Source organism: Mycobacterium liflandii, assembly GCF_022354805.1.
Lineage (GTDB): Bacteria > Actinomycetota > Actinomycetes > Mycobacteriales > Mycobacteriaceae > Mycobacterium > Mycobacterium marinum.
Map to the genome: position 1 here is coordinate 2,814,613 of NZ_CP023138.1, position 20,339 is coordinate 2,834,951.

General features: G+C 66.2%; 20 protein-coding genes and 2 pseudogenes. 16 read left to right on the forward strand and 6 right to left on the reverse strand.

All coding sequences use genetic code 11. The annotated features are described in order from the left end of the window. The first annotated feature begins 5 nt into the window (after positions 1-5). From CKW46_RS12660 to CKW46_RS12690, 7 genes and pseudogenes are all read left to right on the forward strand, one after another. Positions 6-502 (forward strand): annotated as a pseudogene (locus CKW46_RS12660) (dihydrofolate reductase). Next, the gene (locus CKW46_RS12665) at positions 499-1,713 is read left to right on the forward strand and encodes a winged helix-turn-helix domain-containing protein (RefSeq protein WP_482053218.1); all 1,215 of its coding nucleotides are present in this window, start codon (positions 499-501) and stop codon (positions 1,711-1,713) included. The pseudogene CKW46_RS12660 and the gene CKW46_RS12665 overlap by 4 nt, the downstream one beginning before the upstream one ends. Beyond that, positions 1,713-3,167 carry a class I SAM-dependent DNA methyltransferase gene (locus tag CKW46_RS12670; RefSeq protein ID WP_015355298.1) on the forward strand — a complete coding sequence of 485 codons (1,455 nt, stop codon included), beginning with the start codon at positions 1,713-1,715 and terminating at the stop codon, positions 3,165-3,167. The genes CKW46_RS12665 and CKW46_RS12670 overlap by 1 nt, the downstream gene beginning before the upstream one ends. After that, positions 3,158-4,249, forward strand: coding sequence for a restriction endonuclease subunit S (locus CKW46_RS12675; RefSeq protein WP_015355299.1), 1,092 nt, complete (start codon positions 3,158-3,160; stop codon positions 4,247-4,249). The genes CKW46_RS12670 and CKW46_RS12675 overlap by 10 nt, the downstream gene beginning before the upstream one ends. A gap of 10 nt (positions 4,250-4,259) precedes the next feature. Continuing rightward, positions 4,260-5,011: pseudogene (thyX, locus tag CKW46_RS12680) on the forward strand (FAD-dependent thymidylate synthase). A 118-nt stretch (positions 5,012-5,129) separates the two neighbouring features. Further along, the gene (dapA, locus tag CKW46_RS12685) at positions 5,130-6,032 is read left to right on the forward strand and encodes a 4-hydroxy-tetrahydrodipicolinate synthase (protein ID WP_011740207.1); all 903 of its coding nucleotides are present in this window, start codon (positions 5,130-5,132) and stop codon (positions 6,030-6,032) included. A 19-nt stretch (positions 6,033-6,051) separates the two neighbouring features. After that, positions 6,052-7,728, forward strand: coding sequence for a ribonuclease J (locus tag CKW46_RS12690; RefSeq protein ID WP_117435763.1), 1,677 nt, complete (start codon positions 6,052-6,054; stop codon positions 7,726-7,728). A 23-nt stretch (positions 7,729-7,751) separates the two neighbouring features. On the opposite strand, the gene CKW46_RS12695 is transcribed toward CKW46_RS12690, so the two are convergent. From CKW46_RS12695 to CKW46_RS12705, 3 genes are read right to left on the reverse strand one after another with little or no spacing between them, the layout of a single operon-like run. Beyond that, entirely contained in the window at positions 7,752-8,624 is an 873-nt protein-coding gene (locus tag CKW46_RS12695; protein ID WP_015355302.1) for an SAM-dependent methyltransferase, read from the reverse strand. Positions 8,625-8,627: 3 nt separating this feature from the next. Next, positions 8,628-9,461, reverse strand: coding sequence for a mycofactocin-coupled SDR family oxidoreductase (locus tag CKW46_RS12700; RefSeq protein WP_134427546.1), 834 nt, complete (start codon positions 9,459-9,461; stop codon positions 8,628-8,630). Further along, positions 9,461-9,772 carry a putative quinol monooxygenase gene (locus CKW46_RS12705; RefSeq protein ID WP_012393755.1) on the reverse strand — a complete coding sequence of 104 codons (312 nt, stop codon included), beginning with the start codon at positions 9,770-9,772 and terminating at the stop codon, positions 9,461-9,463. The genes CKW46_RS12700 and CKW46_RS12705 overlap by 1 nt, the downstream gene beginning before the upstream one ends. Before the next feature lie 179 nt (positions 9,773-9,951). On the opposite strand from CKW46_RS12705, the gene CKW46_RS12710 reads away from it, so the two are divergent. Next, entirely contained in the window at positions 9,952-12,561 is a 2,610-nt protein-coding gene (locus CKW46_RS12710; RefSeq protein ID WP_482053219.1) for an FtsK/SpoIIIE family DNA translocase, read from the forward strand. An 11-nt stretch (positions 12,562-12,572) separates the two neighbouring features. Here CKW46_RS12710 and CKW46_RS12715 read toward each other — a convergent pair whose 3' ends face one another. After that, positions 12,573-13,097: an amino-acid N-acetyltransferase gene (locus tag CKW46_RS12715; RefSeq protein WP_011741175.1), complete on the reverse strand. Its 525-nt coding sequence runs from the start codon at positions 13,095-13,097 to the stop codon at positions 12,573-12,575. A 57-nt stretch (positions 13,098-13,154) separates the two neighbouring features. Between CKW46_RS12715 and pgsA the strand changes: the two genes are divergently transcribed. The 4 genes from pgsA to pspM all read left to right on the forward strand — a co-directional run bounded on the left by pgsA (position 13,155) and on the right by pspM (position 16,022). Beyond that, on the forward strand, positions 13,155-13,751 hold the full coding sequence (pgsA, locus tag CKW46_RS12720; protein WP_482053220.1) for a CDP-diacylglycerol--glycerol-3-phosphate 3-phosphatidyltransferase: 597 nt from the start codon (positions 13,155-13,157) through the stop codon (positions 13,749-13,751). Between the two features lie 139 nt (positions 13,752-13,890). After that, positions 13,891-14,217: a transcriptional regulator ClgR gene (gene clgR, locus CKW46_RS12725; protein WP_012393758.1), complete on the forward strand. Its 327-nt coding sequence runs from the start codon at positions 13,891-13,893 to the stop codon at positions 14,215-14,217. Between the two features lie 158 nt (positions 14,218-14,375). Next, the gene (gene pspA / locus CKW46_RS12730) at positions 14,376-15,191 is read left to right on the forward strand and encodes a phage shock protein PspA (RefSeq protein ID WP_012393759.1); all 816 of its coding nucleotides are present in this window, start codon (positions 14,376-14,378) and stop codon (positions 15,189-15,191) included. 15 nt (positions 15,192-15,206) lie between these two features. Then, positions 15,207-16,022 carry a phage shock envelope stress response protein PspM gene (gene pspM, locus CKW46_RS12735; protein WP_012393760.1) on the forward strand — a complete coding sequence of 272 codons (816 nt, stop codon included), beginning with the start codon at positions 15,207-15,209 and terminating at the stop codon, positions 16,020-16,022. A gap of 8 nt (positions 16,023-16,030) precedes the next feature. On the opposite strand, the gene CKW46_RS12740 is transcribed toward pspM, so the two are convergent. Beyond that, a complete protein-coding gene (locus CKW46_RS12740) occupies positions 16,031-16,471 on the reverse strand; it encodes a limonene-1,2-epoxide hydrolase family protein (protein WP_012393761.1) in 441 nt (146 codons plus the stop codon). A gap of 95 nt (positions 16,472-16,566) precedes the next feature. Here CKW46_RS12740 and CKW46_RS12745 point away from each other — a divergent pair, with 95 nt between their 5' ends. Continuing rightward, positions 16,567-17,733: a glycosyltransferase gene (locus tag CKW46_RS12745; protein WP_015355307.1), complete on the forward strand. Its 1,167-nt coding sequence runs from the start codon at positions 16,567-16,569 to the stop codon at positions 17,731-17,733. Between the two features lie 35 nt (positions 17,734-17,768). Further along, positions 17,769-17,963 (forward strand): DUF3046 domain-containing protein, encoded by a 195-nt coding sequence (locus CKW46_RS12750; RefSeq protein ID WP_407070187.1) that lies wholly within the window; start codon positions 17,769-17,771, stop codon positions 17,961-17,963. Between the two features lie 12 nt (positions 17,964-17,975). Here CKW46_RS12750 and CKW46_RS12755 read toward each other — a convergent pair whose 3' ends face one another. Continuing rightward, entirely contained in the window at positions 17,976-18,623 is a 648-nt protein-coding gene (locus CKW46_RS12755; RefSeq protein ID WP_166436181.1) for a (2Fe-2S)-binding protein, read from the reverse strand. A gap of 170 nt (positions 18,624-18,793) precedes the next feature. Between CKW46_RS12755 and recA the strand changes: the two genes are divergently transcribed. Together recA and recX are read left to right on the forward strand one after the other, a co-directional pair. After that, positions 18,794-19,834 (forward strand): recombinase RecA, encoded by a 1,041-nt coding sequence (recA, locus tag CKW46_RS12760; protein WP_012393764.1) that lies wholly within the window; start codon positions 18,794-18,796, stop codon positions 19,832-19,834. Next, complete coding sequence (gene recX, locus CKW46_RS12765) at positions 19,800-20,321, forward strand: recombination regulator RecX (protein ID WP_011741165.1); 522 nt, start codon at positions 19,800-19,802, stop codon at positions 20,319-20,321. Before recA ends, recX begins: the two co-directional genes overlap by 35 nt. The last annotated feature ends 18 nt before the right edge of the window (positions 20,322-20,339 follow it).

Sequence of the window (20,339 nt, forward strand, 5' to 3'; positions counted from 1 at the left end):
CGCAGATGACGTCGGTGGGCCTGATCTGGGCTCAGTCCACCTCCGGGGTCATCGGCCGTGATGGCGGCATCCCGTGGCGACTGCCCGAGGATCTCGCGCACTTCAAACGGCTCACCATGGGGCACACCGTGGTGATGGGCCGCCGGACCTGGGACTCCCTGCCCGCCGCCCACCGGCCACTGCCAGGCCGGCGAAATGTCGTAGTGACCCGCCAGACTGGTCTGGTGGCGCACGGAGCGCAGGTGGTGGGTTCCCTCGAGCAGGCGTTGTGTCCGGCCGAGCCGGATGCCGAGACATGGGTGATCGGTGGTGCCCAGATCTACGCGCTGGCGCTGCCCCTGGCGAACAGGTGTGAAGTCACCGAGGTCGACGTCGACTTACCGCCCGAGGACGAGGACGCCCTGGCCCCCGTGCTCGACCAGACCTGGGCTGGCACCTCGGGGAGTGGCTGGTCAGCCGCTCGGGACTGCGATACCGGATGCACAGCTACCGCCGACTATGAGCACCTTGACCGTTGCCCAGGCCCGCCGGGTGGCGGTCGCCGCACAGGGGTTCGCCGAACCCAAGCCGGCCGGCCGGATCAACAAGGCACACCTGAGGCGGCTGATCTCCCGGATCCAGGTGCTGCAGCTGGATTCGGTGTCGGTGGCGGTGCGCGCCCACTACGCGCCGGTGTTCAGCCGGCTCGGGCCCTACGACCGGGAGGTGCTGGACCGGGTCGCGTGGGGCCCGCCCTCGTCGCGGCTGCTTGCCGAATACTGGGCGCACGAGGCCGCGCTGATGGCCGTCGAAGACTGGCCGTTGCTGCGCTGGCGGATGCGGCAGTACCGGCACGGCAGGTGGGGCACCGAGATCGTCAAGGCCAACCCGCGCCTGGTGGACGACGTCCTTGCCGCTGTTGCCGAACTCGGCCCGTCCAGCGCGGGACAGATCGAAGCTCACCTGGCAGCGGAGCCGCGCGGGGGCCAGGGGCCCTGGTGGAATCGCAGCGACACCAAATGGGTTGCCGAGGCGTTGTTCGCGTCCGGCGTGCTCACCACCGCCACCCGGTTGGGCTTCGCTCGTCACTACGACCTGGTGGAAAGGGTGTTGCCGCCCGAAGTGCTGGCCCGGCAGGTCGACGATGACGAGGCGGTTCGCGAACTCGTATTGTGGGCGGCCTCCGCGCTGGGGGTGGGGACCGAGGCCGACATCCGCGACTACTTCCGGCTGTCCGCGCAGCAGGTCAAGCCCGCGCTCGCCGATCTGGTAGCCGCCGGTGAGGTCGAGCCGGTGCAGGTGCAGGGTTGGTCGGCCCCGGCATATCTGCGGGCGGGCCGATCCCTGCCACGACGTGATCGCGGCACCGCACTGTTGTGTCCGTTTGACCCGCTGATCTTTTTCCGGCCCCGGGTGCAGCGCCTGTTCGACTTTCACTACCGCATCGAGATCTACACCCCGGCCGCCCAACGCCAATACGGCTACTACGTCTGGCCGCTGCTGCTGGACGGGCAGCTGGTGGGACGGGTGGACCTCAAGGCCGACCGTTCCACCGACACCCTGCTGGTGGTGGGCGCGTTCGCCGAACCCGACGCATCGGGGCCGCGGGTCGCCGCGGCACTCGCCGGTGAGTTGGCGTCGATGGCGCCGTGGCTGGGATTGAGCGGGGTCAGCGCGTCCGGACGGGGTGATCTGGCCGGGGAGCTGGCGATCGCCGTCAGGCGGACCGGCTGATGGCACCGTCGACGATGAAAGAGCTCAAAGACACGCTCTGGAAAGGCGCCGAGAAGCTGCGCGGGTCCATTCCGGCCAGCCAGTACAAAGACGTCATTCTCGGCCTGGTCTTTCTCAAGTTCGTTTCCGATGCCCGAGACGGGCGCAAGCCATTCGTGGTGCCCCCCGAAGCGCGCTGGGAAGCGTTGGCCGGCAATGCGAAATCACCGGACATCGGCCAGCTCATCGACACGGCGATGCTGTCGGTAATGACGGCCAATCCGTCGCTGGCCGCGACCCTGCCGCAGCTGTATCACAAGGTCGATCAGCGGCGGCTCGGCGAACTGGTCGAGGTGCTCGGCGCGGCGCGATTCAGTGGCCGGCCAAGTCATCGCGCGCGTGACCTGATGGGTGAGGTGTACGAATACTTCCTCGGCAACTTCGCGCGCGCGGAGGGACGACGCGGCGGCGAATTCTTCACCCCACCCAGCGTCGTTCGAGTGATCGTGGAGATTCTCGAACCCTCGAGCGGTCGGATCTATGACCCGTGCTGCGGATCGGGCGGGATGTTCGTGCAAACCGAGCGCTTCATCTGCGCCCACGACGGGGACCCCGCGCAGATATCGATCTACGGTCAGGAGAGCGTCGAGCAGACCTGGCGGATGGCAAAGTTGAACCTGGCCGTCCATGGGATCGATGATGCGGGCCTGGGCGCGCGTTGGGGCGACACCTTCGCCACCGACCAACACGACGGCGTGCCGATGGACTACGTGATGGCCAATCCGCCCTTCAACATCAAGGATTGGGCCCGCGACGAACAGGACCCGCGTTGGCGGTTCGGCACTCCGCCCGCCGCAAATGCGAACTTCGCCTGGATTCAGCACATCCTGTCCAAGCTCGCGCCGACAGGTCAGGCCGGGGTGGTGATGGCCAATGGCTCGATGTCATCGAAAACCAATGGAGAGGACAGGATTCGCGCTGGAATCATTGATGCAGACCTGGTCTCATGCATGGTCGCCCTGCCGACGCAGCTGTTTCGCAGTACCGGAATTCCGGTGTGTCTGTGGTTCTTCGCCAAGGACAAGAAAGCTCGTTCGGGCCAGGTGCTGTTCATCGACGCGCGCGGGCTCGGGAGCATGTTGGACCGCTGCGAGCGAACCCTGACCGATGACGACGTAGCCCGCATCGGCGATACCTATCACGGCTGGTTCGGATCCGCATCAGCCGTCGCGAAAGGTGCTGTTTACCAGGATATTCCGGGATTTTGCAGGTCGGCGTCGTTGGATGAGATCCGCGCCGAGGGGTACGTGCTCACGCCGGGGCGCTATGTGGGGACTGGAGCGTCCTGTGCTGACGGCGAACCGATCGGCGACAAACTCACAAGGTTGACCACCCAGTTGCTGGCCGCGCTGGATGAATCGACAAAACTTGACGAGGCGGTGCGTGCGCAGTTGGGGCGGGTGCGGTGGAGGTGAGGCTCGGCGAGCACCTCGAATTCCGCAGCGGCAGTTGCTCTCCGCCGCGACGCGCCCGGGGCCGGGTTCCCGTATACGGTGCGAACGGGCCGATCGGCTTCGCGGCCGAACACAACGTCAGCGGTCCGCTGATTGTGGTGGGGCGCGTTGGATCCTATTGCGGCAGTGTGCGCTACTGCGACTCCGATGTCTGGGTCACCGATAACGCCTACGTTTGCCGTGCCAATGACCCTGCGGAAACCCGGTACTGGTATTACGCACTGCAGACGTGCCGGCTCAATGAACACCGGGCGGGATCCGGACAGCCATTGCTGAATCAGCGGACTCTTCGCGAGGTCTCGGTCCACGTTGCCCAAGCACCTGAGCGTCGGCGAATCGCCGAGGTGCTGGGCGCCCTGGACGACAAGATCGCCAACAACGAGCGGGTCATCGAGGCCGCCGAGGCCCTGATGGTCGCGATGGTCGGGTCGGTCGATGCGCGCGTCGGGCTGTCGGGCCTGGCGCGCCGGTCGACGAAGTTGGTCAATCCCGCTGACTTTGACGACGTTGTTGCCCATTTCAGCCTTCCCGCCTTTGATGCGGGGGCGCACGCCCGGCCGGTTGCCGGGGCATCGGTCAAAAGCGGCAAGTTCCACTTGTCCGAACCCTGTGTGCTGTTCGCGAAACTGAACCCCCGAGTACCGCGAATCTGGAACGTGGTGCGCCTGCCGCCCCAGATGGCGCTGGCCAGCTGCGAGTTCGTCGTATTGAGCCCGCTCGGGGTGGATACCTCGGTGCTGTGGTCGGCGCTGCGTCAGCCCGAAGTCTCAACCTCGCTGGCACAGCTGGTCGCCGGAACATCGGGAAGTCACCAGCGCATCGGGCCCAAAGACCTGCTCGACCTTCAGGTGCCAGACGTCCGGCGCTTGGGAGCCGCCCAGTCCGCGACGATCACCGATCTGGGCGCGTTGTGTCATGCCCGCCGTGGCCAGTGCGCGCAGCTGGCCGCGCTGCGCGACGCGCTGCTACCGGGATTGGTCACCGGCGAGGTCGCCGTCAGTGGGGGAGAGCTCCTCCTCGCGTCGCCGCTCGGCACGCCTTAAGGTGAGCGCCGTGGCCGAGACTGCGCCGCTACGCGTACAGCTGATCGCCAAGACCGAGTTCTTGGCGCCCCCGACGTGCCCTGGACCACCGACGCCGACGGAGGCGAGGCGCTGGTCGAGTTCGCCGGTCGCGCCTGCTACCAGAGCTGGTCCAAGCCCAACCCCAAGACCGCGACCAACGCCGGTTACCTGCGCCACATCATCGACGTCGGGCACTTTGCCGTGCTCGAGCACGCCAGTGTGTCGTTCTACATCAGCGGCATCTCGCGATCGTGCACCCACGAGCTGATCCGGCACCGCCACTTCTCCTACTCGCAGCTATCCCAGCGCTACGTGCCCGAAGGTGACTCGCGGGTCGTCGTGCCGCCGGGGTTGGAGGACGATCCCGAGCTGCGCGAAATCCTGATCGCCGCCGCCGACGCCAGCCGTGCCACCTACATCGAACTGCTGACCAAGCTGGAAGCCAGGTTCGCTGACCAGCCCAACGCCGTCCTGCGGCGCAAACAGGCTCGCCAGGCCGCTCGTGCCGTGCTCCCCAACGCGACCGAAACCCGGATCGTGGTCAGCGGTAATTACCGAGCGTGGAGGCACTTCATAGCCATGCGGGCCAGCGAGCATGCCGATGTGGAGATCCGGCGGCTGGCCATCGAGTGCCTGCGTCAGCTCGTCGCGGTGGCGCCAGCGGTGTTCGCCGACTTCGAGGTCACGACCCTGGCCGACGGCAGCGAGGTCGCCACCAGCCCGCTGGCCACCGAGTTCTGAGTCCGGCCCTGGCGCGAGGATGCGTATCCGGGCAGCCTTCGCGGCGTGTCGGCGGACAAACACGCACGCTTGCGCCGGTGCAAAAAAAGATTGCTGCCGCCAGGTAATCTTGGGAACCGTGAGCACCGTCGGATTCGACGTTCCCGCACGCCTGGGAACACTGCTGACCGCGATGGTGACACCATTCGGCTCCGACGGCGCCCTTGATCTTGCCGCGGCGGCGCGACTGGCGAATCACCTGGTGGACCAGGGGTGCGATGGACTGGTGGTTTCCGGTACCACCGGCGAGTCGCCCACTACCACCGACGACGAGAAGCGTGAGCTGCTCAGAGTCGTCTTGGAAGCGGTGGGCGACCGGGCTCGGGTGATTGCGGGGGCCGGCACCAATGACACCGCGCACAGCATTGGGCTGGCGAAGGCCGCTGCGGCCGAAGGCGCCCATGGTCTGTTGGTGGTGACCCCGTATTACTCCAAGCCGCCACAATCGGGGCTATTGGCGCACTTCACCGCGGTGGCCGATGCGACCGAGCTGCCCGTGCTGCTCTACGACATCCCCGGGCGGTCTGCGGTGCCGATCGAGTCCGAAACAATCCGCGCCCTGGCAAAGCACCCGAACATCGTCGGCGTCAAGGACGCCAAAGCGGACCTGCCCAGCGGTGCCCAGATCATGGCCGACACGGGACTGGCCTACTACTCCGGCGACGACGCCCTCAACCTGCCCTGGCTGGCCATGGGCGCCATCGGCTTCATCAGCGTGATCGGTCATCTGGCGGCTGGCCAGCTACGGGAGATGTTGTCGGCATTCAGTTCCGGGGACGTCGCCACCGCCCGCAAGATCAACGTCGCGGTCAGTCCGCTGTGCAACGCGATGACCCGACTGGGCGGGGTGACGCTGTCCAAGGCCGGCTTGCGGCTGCAAGGTATCGAGGTCGGTGACCCGAGGCTGCCGCAGGTCGCCGCCACCGCTGAGCAAATCGACGTGTTGGCCGCTGACATGCGCGCGGCCTCCGTGCTTCGGTGAATCCCAGGGTGAGTCGACGGTGAACGAAGAACTTCCCCCACCAGCGCCGTTGGCTTCCGGGGGGTTGCGGGTCACCGCGCTGGGCGGCATCAACGAAATCGGCCGCAACATGACGGTGTTCGAGCATCTGGGGCGGCTGCTGATCATCGACTGCGGCGTGCTGTTCCCGACCCACGACGAGCCGGGCGTCGATTTGATCCTGCCCGACCTGCGCCATATCGAGGACCGCCTGGACGATATCGAGGCGCTGGTGCTCACGCACGCGCACGAGGACCACATCGGGGCTATCCCGTTCTTGCTCAGGTTGCGTCCGGACATCCCCATCGTCGGATCCAAGTTCACCCTGGCGCTGGTTGCGGCCAAGTGCCGCGAATACCGGATCAAACCGGTGTTCGTCGAGGTCGCGGAGGGGCAGAGCAGTCGACACGGCGTGTTCGAGTGCGAATACTTCGCCGTCAACCACTCCGTGCCGGATGCCCTTGCGATCGCCGTCTACACCGGCGCGGGAACCGTGCTGCACACCGGTGATATCAAGCTTGATCAGCTGCCCCTCGACGGTCGCCCCACCGACTTACCGGGCATGTCGCGCCTCGGCGATGCCGGTGTTGACCTGTTCCTGTGTGATTCGACCAACTCCGAGATCCCCGGTGTCGGGCCCTCCGAAAGTGAGGTGGGTCCCACCCTGCACCGGCTGATCAGGGGTGCCGACGGTCGGGTCATCGTGGCGTGTTTCGCCTCAAACGTCGACCGGGTGCAGCAGATCATCGACGCCGCGGTGGCACTGGGCCGGCGAGTTTCCTTCGTGGGGCGCTCCATGGTGCGCAACATGGGCATCGCCAGGGAACTGGGCTTTCTGCGGGTGGACGATTCCGATGTGATCGACATCGGTGCCGCCGAGATGATGCCGCCCGAACAGGTGTTGTTGATTACCACCGGCACCCAGGGCGAACCGATGTCGGCGTTGTCGCGGATGTCGCGCGGTGAGCACCGCAGCATCACGCTGACTGCCGGTGATCTCATCGTTTTGTCGTCGTCGCTGATCCCCGGCAATGAGGAAGCGGTTTTCGGCGTCATCGACTCGCTCTCCAAGATCGGCGCCAGGGTGGTCACCAACGCCCAAGCCCGGGTGCACGTTTCCGGCCATGCCTACGCCGGTGAGCTGTTGTTCCTGTACAACGGGGTGCGACCACGCAACGTCATGCCGGTGCACGGAACCTGGCGAATGCTTCGGGCCAACGCCAAGCTGGCCGCCAGCGCCGGGGTGGCGCCGGAGTCAATCCTGTTGGCGGAGAACGGGGTCAGCGTCGATCTGGTGGGGCGCAAGGCTTCGATCGCCGGTGCGGTCCCGGTTGGCAAGATGTTCGTCGACGGTTTGATCACCGGCGATGTCGGCGAAATCACCCTGGGCGAGCGGCTGATCCTGTCGTCGGGTTTTATCGCGGTGACCGTGGTCGTGCACCGGGGCACCGGGCGTCCCGCGGCTGTGCCGCATCTGCATTCGCGTGGATTCTCCGAAGACCCCAAGGCGCTGGAGCCCGCCGTGCGCAAGGTCGAAGCCGAGCTGGAATCTCTGGTTGCCGCCAACGTCACCGATCCGATCAGGATCGCGCAGGGGGTGCGCCGCACCGTCGGAAAATGGGTCGGTGAGACCTACCGTCGGCAGCCGCTGATCGTGCCCACGGTCATCGAAGTCTGAGGACCGGCCGCTTCCGGCCCGGCTCAGAGTTTTTCGGCGTAGGCCGACCATTCGATCTGAGATGCGTTGAGCTTGCGGCCGGCCGGCTCGACATAGCGCTGGACGAGCTCGTCGGGCCCCGCCTGTTCCACCAGCCGCCAGCCGTATTCGGCAAGAAACTCGGGGACCTCGTCGGGCAGCAAGCCGAAATGCCACAGTTGACGCCGTTGGCGCACCGAGCGGTACAAGGTCCGGGTGCCGTAGCGATTGGTTCCGTCGATGAAGTCGCGGCGGACGTAGGTGAACACCAGGCGGCTGCCCGGTGCCGCCGCGCGCAGCCCCTCCAGGGTCCGCCGGACGGTCTCTTCGGTGAGGTATTGGGTGACGCCCTCGCAGATGAAGAACACCCGGAAGTCGGTGAGGTAGCCATGTTCGGCCAATGCGGTGAGCAGGTCGTCATGCTCAAAGTCCAACGCCACCAGCCGAACCGACAACGGTAGTTCGCCCAGCACCCGTCGCACCGTCTTGGCCTTGCGAGCGATGTTGACCGGCAGGTCCACCTCGAAGATCGGAATGCGCACCTTGCGGGTCAGTCGGTAGGCGCGGGTGTCCAGCCCGGCGCCCAGAATCGCCACCGCATCGACGTCGTCGAGCGCCTCGCCAAGTTTGTCGCCGATGAATCGTTTGCGGCAGGTCAGATTGACCCAGAGCCCGCTGCCGGACCACTCCGACCAGCGGATGAAGAGGCGCCGAATGCCGGCCGGCCGGGTCGCGCTGACCAGCCACCGCAGCGGTCTGGGCAGGAACAGATCCGCCAGGTCGTCGTCGACCAGGCGGTGCTCGGCGGGCTCGTTCTGTTCGACAGCCGACAGCACCATCGGGCCGAAGGCGGTCTGCGCAGCGGGATTTCGGGTCATCAACTACCTCTTGTTCACACAGCCGGCATCCACCGGCAGGGCGACGCCGGTGATGTAACGGGCCTCGTCGGACACCAGCCAGGCCAGCGCACCGGCGATGTCATCGGCTTGCAGGATCTGCACCGGCAGCGCGTTGCCCGCGCCGGGGCCGGAGCCGGTCTCGGCGACCAGGTCGGCGAGCCAGCGCCGGATGAACTCGTTGTTGATCATCGGGGTATCCACCCCGGATGGGTGTAGCGAGTTGACCCGGATGCTGTGCGGTGCAAGCAGGTTCGCGTATACGCGCATCAACCCGACCAACGCGTGTTTGGAGGCGGCGTAGCCGATGGCGCCGGCGTCCGCGCTGCTGATGCCAACCAATCCGGCCGCCGAGCTGATCAGAACGATCGACCCGCCCCGGCCCTGTTCGATCATGGTCGGTATCGCGACCTCGACCGTGTAGTAGGCGCCGCTGAGGTTGACGTCGATAACGTCACGCCAGGCGTCGTCGCCGGACTGCATCGGTGCGATACCGGCGTTGGCCACCACAATGTCGACCTGGCCCAATTCGTCGATCCCGGCTTGCAGCGCCGCGGCCAGTGCTTCCCGATCCCGGACGTCGGCCTGGCTGGCCACGATGCGGGCGCCGGTGTCCTCGACGAGCTTGACGGTGGTTGCCAATTCCTCGGCGGTGCCCAGCGGATACGGCACGCTGGCGATCTGGTCACACAGGTCGACCGCGATGACATCTGCGCCGTCGCGGGCCAGTCGAAGCGCATGCGCGCGACCCTGCCCGCGCGCCGCCCCGGTGATGAAGGCAACACGGCCGCTCAGTGGGCCGTCCAGTGGCCGGCTCATCACTGACGGAGTTGACCTTTGTCGGGATCTCCCGCGGGGATCGGCGCCAGCATCTTGATGTCCGGCGCCCCGGCCAGGTGTTCGCCGGCCGCGGTGAACATCTTGGCCACCGCGGGCGCGGTGCTATGGGCGGTCAGTGCCTCCGCGTCGGCCCACTGTTCGATGAAAACGAAGGTTTCGCCCGTTTGATGCAGCGAGTAGAGCTGGCAGCCGGGTTCGCCGTGCACCTCTTCGACCGCCGTGGTGAGGATGTCGCGGACGGCGTCGACCGACTCCGGCTTGACGGTCAGCGTGGCGACGACGACGGGCATGCTGGGACCTCCTGGGGAGACTGCGGCGGGTTTTTGGTGGTGTGACCGGGCATGACTTTGGTCACCTTTGGCCACCCTACTCAGGCCCGAAGATAACGAGGCGGGCACATGCTGGTGAAGCCTGCGTTACCAGTGTGGCAAGTGGTGCAGATGATGCAATTGCGACTAGTCTTGCTGGCATGGCTAGTAAGACCGCTGCGCGCTCCGGAGCCCGAACGAGCAGGTCAAAGGCCGCTTTAGGGGGCGCTTCCCGAGGCGGGAGAGCTACTGCCTCCGCCGGGCCGGCAAGGCCGGCGAAGGGGACCAGAAAGCCGGCGGGCAAGCCGGCCAAGCGGGTAGCCAAGCCGATCCCGCGGCGCAATCAGTCCGTGCTCAAGGTGGCCGGGCTCGCGGGCGGCCGAGCCATGCGCGCTACCTGGATGATGGCGGCCAAGGGCACCGGCGGGGCGGCGCGGTCGATAGGGCGCGCTCGTGACATCGAACCCGGGCATCGCCGTGACGGCGTGGCGCTGGTGGTGCTGGGCATTGCGGTGGTCGTCGCCGCGAGTTCATGGTTCGACGCCGCCCGCCCGGTCGGCGCGTGGGTGGATGCGGTACTGCGAACGTTCATCGGCTCGGCGGTGGTGCTGCTCCCGATCGTTCTTGCAGGCACGGCGATAGTGCTGATGCGCACCGAGCCGAACCCCGACACCAGGCCCCGGCTGATTCTCGGGTCCAGCCTGATCGCGCTGTCTTTCCTGGGTTTGCGGCACTTGTGGGCGGGTTCGCCGGAATCCCCGGAGTTGCGCCAGCGTGCCGCGGGGTTCATCGGATTCACGATCGGTGGACCGCTATCCGACGGGCTGACCGTGTGGATCGCCGCTCCGTTGCTGTTCATCGGGGCGCTGTTCGGACTATTGCTGTTGACCGGGACCACAATCCGCGAGGTTCCCGATGTGCTACGTGGTCTGTTCGGAACCCGGCTGCTGCAGCGCGAGTACTACGATGACGAGTTCGACGACGGCGATGACTACGAGGGCTACTCGGATTTCGCCGGTGATGATGCCGACACGGTGGAAGTCGCGCGTGAGGACTTCTCCGACGGCTACTACGACGAGGTGCCGCTGCGGCCCGACGAGGAGCTGCGGGCCTGGCCCTCGCCGAACACGGAGCCCGACGGCGAAATCGGGGAGCCGGATGCGCCGACCGTTCCAGAACCTGCCGTCGCGCGCGGCGCCGGCAAGGCCGGAAAGTCCGGCCGCAGCGCCCCGGCGGAGAAGCAGGAAACCCTGGTACTCGACCGTGTCGTCGAGGGGCCCTACGCACTGCCATCGATGGAACTGTTGGTGGCGGGAGATCCGCCCAAGAAGCGCAGCGCCGCCAACAGTCACATGGCCGGCGCCATCGGGGATGTGCTCACCCAATTCAAGGTCGACGCGGCGGTGACCGGCTGCACCCGCGGTCCGACCGTCACGCGGTATGAGGTCGAGCTGGGGCCCGGCGTCAAGGTGGAGAAGATCACCGCGCTGCAGAAGAACATCGCCTACGCGGTGGCCACCGAGAGCGTGCGGATGCTCGCTCCCATCCCCGGCAAGTCGGCGGTCGGCATCGAGGTGCCCAACACCGACCGCGAAATGGTGCGGCTTGCCGACGTGCTCACCGCTCCGACGACCCGCCGCGACCACCACCCGCTGGTGATCGGCCTGGGCAAAGACATCGAGGGCGATTTCATCTCGGCCAACCTGGCGAAGATGCCGCACCTGCTGGTCGCCGGTTCCACCGGGTCCGGAAAGTCCAGCTTCGTCAACTCCATGCTGGTCTCCCTGCTGACCCGGGCCACCCCGGAAGAGGTCAGGATGATCCTGATCGACCCGAAGATGGTGGAACTGACCCCTTACGAAGGCATTCCGCACCTGATCACCCCGATCATCACGCAGCCAAAGAAGGCGGCGGCCGCTCTCGCATGGCTGGTCGAGGAGATGGAACAGCGCTACCAGGACATGCAAGCGTCCCGGGTGCGTCATATCGATGACTTCAACGAGAAGGTGCGATCGGGAGCGATCACCGCGCCACTGGGCAGCCAGCGGGTGTACAAGCCCTATCCCTACGTCGTTGCGATCGTCGACGAGTTGGCCGACCTGATGATGACCGCGCCGCGTGACGTCGAGGAAGCCATCGTGCGGATCACCCAGAAGGCCCGCGCCGCCGGCATCCATCTGGTGCTGGCCACCCAGCGGCCCTCGGTCGACGTGGTCACCGGCTTGATCAAGACCAACGTGCCGTCCCGGCTGGCGTTCGCCACATCCTCACTGACCGACAGCCGGGTGATCCTGGACCAGGCGGGCGCGGAAAAGCTGATCGGTATGGGTGACGGCCTATTCCTGCCGATGGGCGCCGGCAAGCCGATCCGGCTGCAGGGCGCGTTCATCACCGACGAGGAGATCCACGCCGTTGTCACCGCGTGTAAGGATCAGGCGGAGCCCGAGTACACCGAGGGTGTCACCAACGCCAAGCCCACCGGTGAGCGCACCGACGTCGACTCGGACATCGGTGACGACATGGACGTGCTGCTGCAGGCCGTGGAGTTGGTGGTGTCCAGTCAGTTCGGCTCCACCTCGATGTTGCAGCGCAAGCTGCGGGTCGGGTTCGCCAAAGCCGGCCGACTGATGGACCTGATGGAGACGCGCAACATCGTCGGGCCGAGCGAAGGCTCGAAGGCCCGCGAGGTGCTGGTCAAGCCCGATGAATTGGCCGGAACGCTGGCCTTGATCAGGGGCGGGGTGGCCGACGACGCGCCGGACGAGGATTGATCGGTGACGGCTTAAAGCACCAACAGCATCCGGGTGTTGCCCAAGATGTTGGGCTTGATGTAGCTCAGATCCAGAAACTCCGCGACGCCGATGTCGTAGGAGCGGCACATCTCTTCGAACACCTCCGCGGTCACCGGCGTGCCCTCGATCTCGGTGAACCCGTGCGCGGTGAAGAATTCGGTCTCGAACGTCAGCACGAATAGTCGCTCTAGCTGCAGTTCCCGGGCCACCTCGAGCAGTCGGTCGACAATCGCGTGGCCGATGCCGTGCCCGGTCATAGCGGGATCCACCGCGACGGTGCGGACCTCACCGAGGTCCGACCACAACACGTGCAGGGCCCCGCAGCCGATCACGTTGCCCTGGATTTCGGGGTGTTCGGCAACCCAGAATTCCTGAACCGCTTCGTAAAGGGTGACCAGGTTCTTCTCCAGCAGGATCTTCCCCGCATAGGTGTCGACAAGCTTTTTGATCGCCGGGACGTCGGACGTTCTGGCACGCCGGACCACCGGCCGGAAATCCTGTTGACTTTCGGTCACGAGAAAACAGTATCGACATCGGCGGCGGGGCGGCTGGTCAACCGTTATTCTGTTGCGGTGTCAGGGCAGCCGCAAACAGGTCAGGTGCCGGGAACCGCAGGGATCGCCAACCTAGCCAACGTCCTGACTGGCCTGCGCTTTGTGCTGGTCCCGATTTTCTTGTACCTCCTGTTCTATGACGGAGGTCACCAAACGACTTTCCGGATAGCGGCATGGGCGGTATTCGCGGTTGCCAGCATCACCGATCGATTTGACGGACTGCTCGCCCGCAACTACGGCATGGCCACCGAATTCGGGGCGTTTGTTGATCCGATCGCGGACAAGGCCCTGATCGGGGCGGCGCTGATCGGGCTATCGATGCTCAACGACCTGCCGTGGTGGGTCACGGTGTTGATCCTGAGCCGCGAACTCGGGGTGACCATGCTGCGGCTGGCTGTCATCCGCCGCGGTGTCATTCCCGCCAGCTGGGGCGGCAAGCTCAAGACCGTCGTCCAAGCGGTGGCGATCGGGCTGTTCGTCCTGCCGCTTTCCGGCCCGCTGCACATGGCGGCGGTGGTCGTGATGGCCGCCGCAATCGTGCTCACGGTGGTGACCGGGATCGACTACGTGGTATCGACCGTCCGCGAAATTCGTGCCGGAAAACGCGCGTCGTAAGCCAGCGGGAACCACACCAGCTCACGCCGCGTTCATCTAAGAACCAGTGCTCTTGGGCGCTGCTGGTCGGGCGCTTGAACCGCATTTGGGTGCTTGATTTGGCCGTCATGGATGTTGAAGGCAGATGGAGGAGAGCACGATGGCGTCATTGGTGCGCGAGGTCATTGGCGACGTGTTGCGCGGGGAGCGAACTTCACAGGGCCGGACGCTGCGGGAGGTGTCCGACACCGCTCGGGTGAGTCTGGGGTATCTGTCCGAGATCGAGCGTGGCCGCAAGGAGCCGTCCAGCGAATTGCTCAATGCAATCTGCGACGCGTTGCAGGTCCCGCTGTCTGAGGTGCTCATCGGTGCGGGTGAGCGGATGGCGCGTGACGAACGCGCGATCCAGACCGCGCCGACCGGAGCCACCATCGATGCCGGCACCAGATTGGTCATTCCCCAGGTAGCGTCGCTGGCGGTGGCCTGAGCGCGGCGCAGCCGATCTGGTGTCGATCAGTTATGGGATCACGGGTGGGGAGATCGGCCCGGACCCACTAAATTGAGCGACAGGGTAAGTGTGCTGAGCTCAATCGGGCCCTACCCGGGACCCACCCGGCCCACAAGAAACGAAGGCGGAGCTAACCGATGGCCAATCCGTTCGTCAAAGCGTGGAAGTACCTCATGGCGCTGTTCAACTCCAAGATTGACGAGCACGCCGACCCCAAAGTGCAGATTCAGCAGGCTATTGAGGAAGCCCAGCGCACCCATCAGGCGCTGACCCAACAGGCCGCACAGGTGATCGGAAACCAGCGCCAGCTGGAGATGCGCCTCAACCGCCAGCTGGCCGACATCGAAAAGCTACAGGTCAACGTGCGTCAGGCGCTGACGCTGGCCGACCAGGCCACCGCCGCTGGCGACGCGGCCAAGGCGGTCGAGTACAACAACGCCGCCGAAGCGTTTGCCGCCCAGCTGGTGACCGCCGAGCAGAGCGTCGAAGACCTCAAAGCGCTGCACGACCAGGCCCTCAATGCCGCGGCTCAGGCCAAGCGGGCAGTCGAGCAGAACTCGATGGTGCTGCAGCAGAAGATCGCCGAACGCACCAAGCTGCTCAGCCAGCTGGAGCAGGCAAAGATGCAAGAGCAGGTCAGCTCGTCGCTGCGGTCGATGAGTGAGCTTGCCGCCCCCGGCAACGTCCCCAGCCTCGATGAGGTGCGGGACAAGATCGAACGCCGGTATGCCACCGCACTCGGTCAGGCCGAGCTCGCCCAAAGTTCGGTGCAGGGCCGCATGCTCGAAGTTCAGCAGGCCGGCGTGCAGATGGCCGGTCATTCCCGGCTGGAACAGATCCGGGCCTCGATGCGCGGCGAGTCGCTGCCGGCGGGAGGCGCGGCCACTCCCGGTGCCACTGGGGCCACCGAAACCGGTGGGGCGGTCGCAGAGAAACCTTTTGGTCAGCAGTAGGGCGGAGAGTCTCACATGGCGGTGAAGTCGGCTCAGCGCGGCCAGCGGCGTGCGTTGCTGCAGCGGGGTCTCGACTTCGTGGGTGATCTGTCCGACTTCGCCGCCCGCAAGATCAGCGCTGCCACCGATCCGCGAGCTCGCCAGCTGCGCCGCCGCCGCCGTGCGCTGCGGTGGGCGCTGATCTTCAGCGCCGGCTGCGTCTTTTGGGCCGCGGTGACGGCGGTGCTGGCAGCGTGGGGCTGGTTCGCGTTGCTGCTGCAGATCACAGGAGCGATCGCGGTGGTGCAGGTGATTCCCGCGACGTTGCTGTTTTTCCGCTACTACTGGCTGCGGTCGGAGCCGTTGCCGTCACAGCGGCCGACCACCACCCGGCGGTTGCCGCCGATGGGTTCGGCCGCCCGCCCCGCGATGGCCGCCCTGGGCGCCTCCGAACGTGGATTCTTCTCGCTGTTGGGTGTGATGGAGCGGGGCGCGCTGGTACCTGCGGCCGAAATCCAGGACCTGACCGATGCGGCCAACCACAGCGCCGCGGCGATGGCCGCCACGGCTGCCCAGGTGGTATCGATGGAGCGGGCGGCGCAGTATTCGGAATCCTCGCGTGGCCAACTGGTGCCCACCATCAATGCCTTTACCGCCCAACTAGGCGCCGGCGTGCGTCAGTACAACGAGATGGTGACCGCGGCAGCGCAATTGGTTTCGTCGGCCAACGGTGCCACCGTGGCCGAGGCGGTGTCGCAGCAGCGCTACCGCCACGAACTGGTCGGAGCTACCGATCGCCTGGCCGGCTGGGCGCAGGCCTTCGACGAACTGGGTGGGTTACCGCGCCGCTAGGTGTGCACCTACATGCGTGCCTTCAGCGCTGGGATCACCGCGCCGGCCACCCCGCGCAGCAATGCCTTGGTCATGTCGTAGAAATCGAAGTAGTCGCGCCACAGCGTGATGCGCCCGTCGTGTACCTCGAACACGCCGCAGACCCAGAACTGAATTCGCAGCGGGCCGAGAATCAATGCATCGGTGCGTTCGGTGAGTACGGCGGCTCCATCGGCGGCGGCGCGATGGATCTTCACCTCGAACCCCATGCGCCCGTCCATCTGGCGGAACAGCCGCATCGCCCGGCTCCGGCCACGGATCGTCGGCAGTCCGACGTTCTGGTACACCAGGTGGTCGTCTAGGGCCGCGTTCGCCGCTTCGTAGTCCGCGTCCTGAAGCGCACTCAGGAAGCCCTCGACCGTGCGGATGTTGTCGGTGCTTGTTTGGCTTGTTTGAGTCAGCTCGGTCATGGTTGCCAGGGTAAGCGAGTACGGGCAACTGCGGTGGCTGGTCGGCGATTGGGCGGTGGCTGGGCACCGGCCAGGCACTGTGGCAGGGTGGTGCGGTGCGTGTCGCCGTGGTCGCCGGGCCGGATCCCGGCCATTCGTTTCCCGCGATTGCGCTGTGCCGGCGCTTTTTGGCGGCCGGCGATATTCCAACGCTGCTGACCGGTGTGGAGTGGTTGGACACCGCTCGGGCGGCCGGCGTTGACGCCATTGAGTTGGCGGGGCTGGTCGCCACCGACGAGGATCTGGATGCCGGCGCCAGGATTCATCGCAGGGCCGCTCAGATGGCCCTGCTCAACGCTCCGGCGCTGTCCGACCTGGCGCCCGACCTGGTGGTGTCCGACGTGATCACCGCCTGCGGGGGAATGGCGGCCGAGCGGTTGGGGATCCCCTGGATCGAGCTCAACCCGCATCCGCTGTATCGGCCGTCGAAAGGCCTGCCGCCGATCGGCAGCGGTCTGGCGCCGGGCACCGGAATTCGCGGCCGGCTGCGCGACACCACCATGCGGGCGCTGACGGCGCGGTCCTGGCGTGCGGGCCTGCGACAGCGCGCCGCGGTGCGGGCCGAGATCGGCCTGGCAGAGCATGATCCGGGCCCGCTGCGGCGATTGATCGCTACGCTGCCCGCCCTCGAGGTGCCGCGTCCGGACTGGCCTGCCGAGGCGATCGTGGTCGGCCCGTTGCACTTCGAACCGACCGATCAGCTGCTGAAAGTCCCTGCCGGTTCGGGTCCGGTGCTGGTCATCGCGCCGTCCACGGCATTGTCCGGAACCGCCGGACTGGCCGAGGTCGCACTGGAGTCGCTGATTCCGGGCGACACGCTGCCGTCGGGATCGCGGCTGGTGGTCTCCCGGCTCGGCGGCGACGATCTGGTGACACCGTCGTGGGCGGCGGTCGGGCTGGGCAGCCAGGCCGAGCTGTTGACCCACGCCGACGTGGTGATCTGCGGGGGCGGTCATGGGATGGTCTCCAAGACGTTGCTGGCCGGGGTGCCCCTGGTGGTGGTTCCCGGCGGCGGGGACCAGTGGGAGATAGCCAATCGCGTGGTACGCCAGGGCAGCGCTCGGCTGATCCGGCCGCTGGGCGCTGATGCGCTGGCGGCCGCGGTGAATGAGGTGCTGTCGTCGCCCGGTTACCGGGAGGCGGCGCAACGGGCCGCCGCCAGCATTGCCGACGTGGCCGATCCGGTGCAGGTCTGCCACGAAGCGCTGGCGCTTGCGGGATGACCGGATTGGCTGGCCGGCCCAGTATGTTGGCTGGCGTGCGGCTGACAGAGTTTCACGAACGGATCACGCTGCGGTTTGGTGCCGCCTACGGCGCATCGGTTCTGGTCGACCACGTCTTGACGGTCTTCGATGGCCGGACCGCCGCCCAGGCGATCGAGGCGGGTGTGGAGCCTCGCGACGTGTGGCGGGCGTTGTGCGCTGACTTCGATGTTCCCCGTGAGCAGTGGTGATCTAGGCGCCCGCTAGAGCGGGCAGTCGCCGCATTTCCCCGCGCCGGGCAGGCGGTAGTAGAGACAGCAACTGTTGCGCCGGAAGCTCAGATCGGCGCCTGCGATCACCCCTGATCCGGCCAGGCGGCCCATGCTCAGCAACTCGGCGGTGGTGCTGGCTACGGACTGGCGCAAGTCCGGCCGCGCCGAGATCATCGCGCGTGACGCCCCGACGAGTGCCGACGCGATGTTGCCGGACAGCAGCGCGGGCGCCAACTTGGCGCGCAGGCCCGCTGCGAACGGCTCCATGTGGTCCTTGATGACGACGCGATACAACAATTCCGGGGACGGTGCGGCGGGCTCGCCGATGGGTTCGGGCAGCCGCAGCAGCGCGGCGTTGTCGGCACGCTGCAGGTTGGTCAGGTCGGGAACTACCCCCTGGCTCAAGACGCATGCGAGCACTGGTGACCACAGCCGGGCGGCATGGCCGAGATGCACCAGGGATGCGCCGATTCGCACCTCTGGCGTGCCATAGCGCTCGATGGTGGCGTCGATCAAGTCCGAGAACCCGTTGGCATAGGCCTGGGTGACCGGATGCCATCCCGTTGGGTCGCCGCCCACGGTCAGCCCGAAAAAACCTCCGTAGGAGGCGATTTCGGCCAGCTCGGCGGAGATGTTCATGCGTCCATCGGTAGCCGATATTGCCACACGCGGCGTGTCGAAACTTGAATCGAACAGATGTTCGGCTACTGTGGTCATCGCTCGAAGACGCGATCTGTCGGTGGCCTTCTTTAGTGTCACAGCCAACCGACCGATACCGGTCATCGAACACCGACTATAGGAGAGGCACGATGGCGCAAGCTCCCGACCGCGAAAAGGCACTCGAACTGGCGATGGCCCAGATCGAGAAGAGTTATGGCAAAGGTTCGGTGATGCGCCTTGGCGACGAGGTACGGCAACCGATTTCGATCATCCCGACCGGATCCATCGCACTCGATGTTGCCCTGGGCATCGGCGGTCTGCCACGTGGCCGGGTGATCGAGATCTACGGCCCGGAATCCTCGGGTAAGACCACCGTGGCATTGCACGCGGTGGCCAACGCCCAGGCCGCCGGCGGCGTCGCGGCATTCATCGATGCCGAGCATGCGCTGGATCCCGAGTACGCCAAAAAGCTTGGTGTCGATACCGATTCCCTGCTGGTCAGCCAGCCGGACACCGGTGAACAGGCGCTCGAGATCGCCGACATGCTGATCCGTTCGGGGGCGCTCGACATCGTGGTGATCGACTCGGTGGCCGCACTGGTGCCACGCGCGGAGCTCGAAGGCGAAATGGGGGATAGCCATGTCGGCCTGCAGGCCCGGCTGATGAGCCAGGCGCTGCGGAAGATGACTGGCGCATTGAACAATTCGGGAACCACGGCGATCTTCATCAACCAGCTCCGCGACAAGATCGGGGTGATGTTCGGCTCACCCGAGACGACGACGGGTGGAAAGGCGCTGAAGTTCTACGCGTCGGTGCGCATGGATGTGCGTAGGATCGAAACGCTCAAGGACGGCACCAATGCGGTCGGTAACCGCACCCGGGTCAAGATCGTCAAGAACAAGGTCTCGCCACCGTTCAAACAGGCCGAGTTCGACATCCTCTACGGCAGGGGTATCAGCAGGGAAGGCTCGCTGATCGATATGGGTGTGGATCAGGGCTTCATCCGGAAATCCGGTGCGTGGTTCACCTACGAGGGCGAACAGCTCGGGCAGGGCAAGGAGAATGCCCGCAACTTCCTGCTGGAGAACGGCGAAGTGGCCAACGAGATCGAGAAGAAGATCAAAGAAAAGCTCGGTATCGGTGCAGTGGTGACTGATGACGGTGTCCTTCCCGCCCCCGTCGACTTCTGAGCCATCTCGCGAAGAGCAGGCGCGGGCGTTATGTCTGCGCCTGCTCACCGCGCGATCCCGGACTCGGGCAGAGTTGGCCGGTCAGCTGGCGAAACGTGGCTACCCCGAGGACGTCGGCGATCGCGTGCTGGATCGGCTTACCGCGGTAGGTCTGGTCGACGACGCCGACTTTGCCGCGGACTGGGTGCAATCCCGTCGGGCCAATGCGGGAAAGAGCAGGCGCGCACTGGCCGCTGAGCTGCAGGCCAAAGGGGTCGACCAGGATGTGATCGGCACCGCGCTGGCCGGACTCGACGCGGGTGCCGAGCGAGGCAGGGCCGAGCAACTCGTCAGGACCAAGCTCAGGCGCGAAAAGCTGACCGAGGATGACGCCCGGGTGACCCGCAGATTGGTGGCGATGCTGGCGCGTCGTGGCTACAGCCAGACTGTGGCGTGCGAGGTGGTCATCGCAGAACTGGCCGCCGAACGAGATCGCCGGCGGGTCTAGCCCGACTCTGTCCGGGAG

Bases quoted from the DNA above. Each gene is read 5' to 3' on its own strand.
- CKW46_RS12740 (WP_012393761.1), bottom strand. From the start codon at position 16,471: ATGACCGAGCTGACTCAAACAAGCCAAACAAGCACCGACAACATCCGC.
- pspM (WP_012393760.1), top strand. From the start codon at position 15,207: ATGGCGGTGAAGTCGGCTCAGCGCGGCCAGCGGCGTGCGTTGCTGCAG.
- CKW46_RS12700 (WP_134427546.1), bottom strand. From the start codon at position 9,461: ATGAGCCGGCCACTGGACGGCCCACTGAGCGGCCGTGTTGCCTTCATC.
- pspA (WP_012393759.1), top strand. From the start codon at position 14,376: ATGGCCAATCCGTTCGTCAAAGCGTGGAAGTACCTCATGGCGCTGTTC.
- CKW46_RS12710 (WP_482053219.1), top strand. From the start codon at position 9,952: ATGGCTAGTAAGACCGCTGCGCGCTCCGGAGCCCGAACGAGCAGGTCA.
- CKW46_RS12705 (WP_012393755.1), bottom strand. From the start codon at position 9,772: ATGCCCGTCGTCGTCGCCACGCTGACCGTCAAGCCGGAGTCGGTCGAC.
- clgR (WP_012393758.1), top strand. From the start codon at position 13,891: ATGGCGTCATTGGTGCGCGAGGTCATTGGCGACGTGTTGCGCGGGGAG.
- recX (WP_011741165.1), top strand. From the start codon at position 19,800: ATGACGGTGTCCTTCCCGCCCCCGTCGACTTCTGAGCCATCTCGCGAA.
- CKW46_RS12695 (WP_015355302.1), bottom strand. From the start codon at position 8,624: ATGACCCGAAATCCCGCTGCGCAGACCGCCTTCGGCCCGATGGTGCTG.
- recA (WP_012393764.1), top strand. From the start codon at position 18,794: ATGGCGCAAGCTCCCGACCGCGAAAAGGCACTCGAACTGGCGATGGCC.
- CKW46_RS12665 (WP_482053218.1), top strand. From the start codon at position 499: ATGAGCACCTTGACCGTTGCCCAGGCCCGCCGGGTGGCGGTCGCCGCA.
- CKW46_RS12670 (WP_015355298.1), top strand. From the start codon at position 1,713: ATGGCACCGTCGACGATGAAAGAGCTCAAAGACACGCTCTGGAAAGGC.
- CKW46_RS12755 (WP_166436181.1), bottom strand. From the start codon at position 18,623: ATGAACATCTCCGCCGAGCTGGCCGAAATCGCCTCCTACGGAGGTTTT.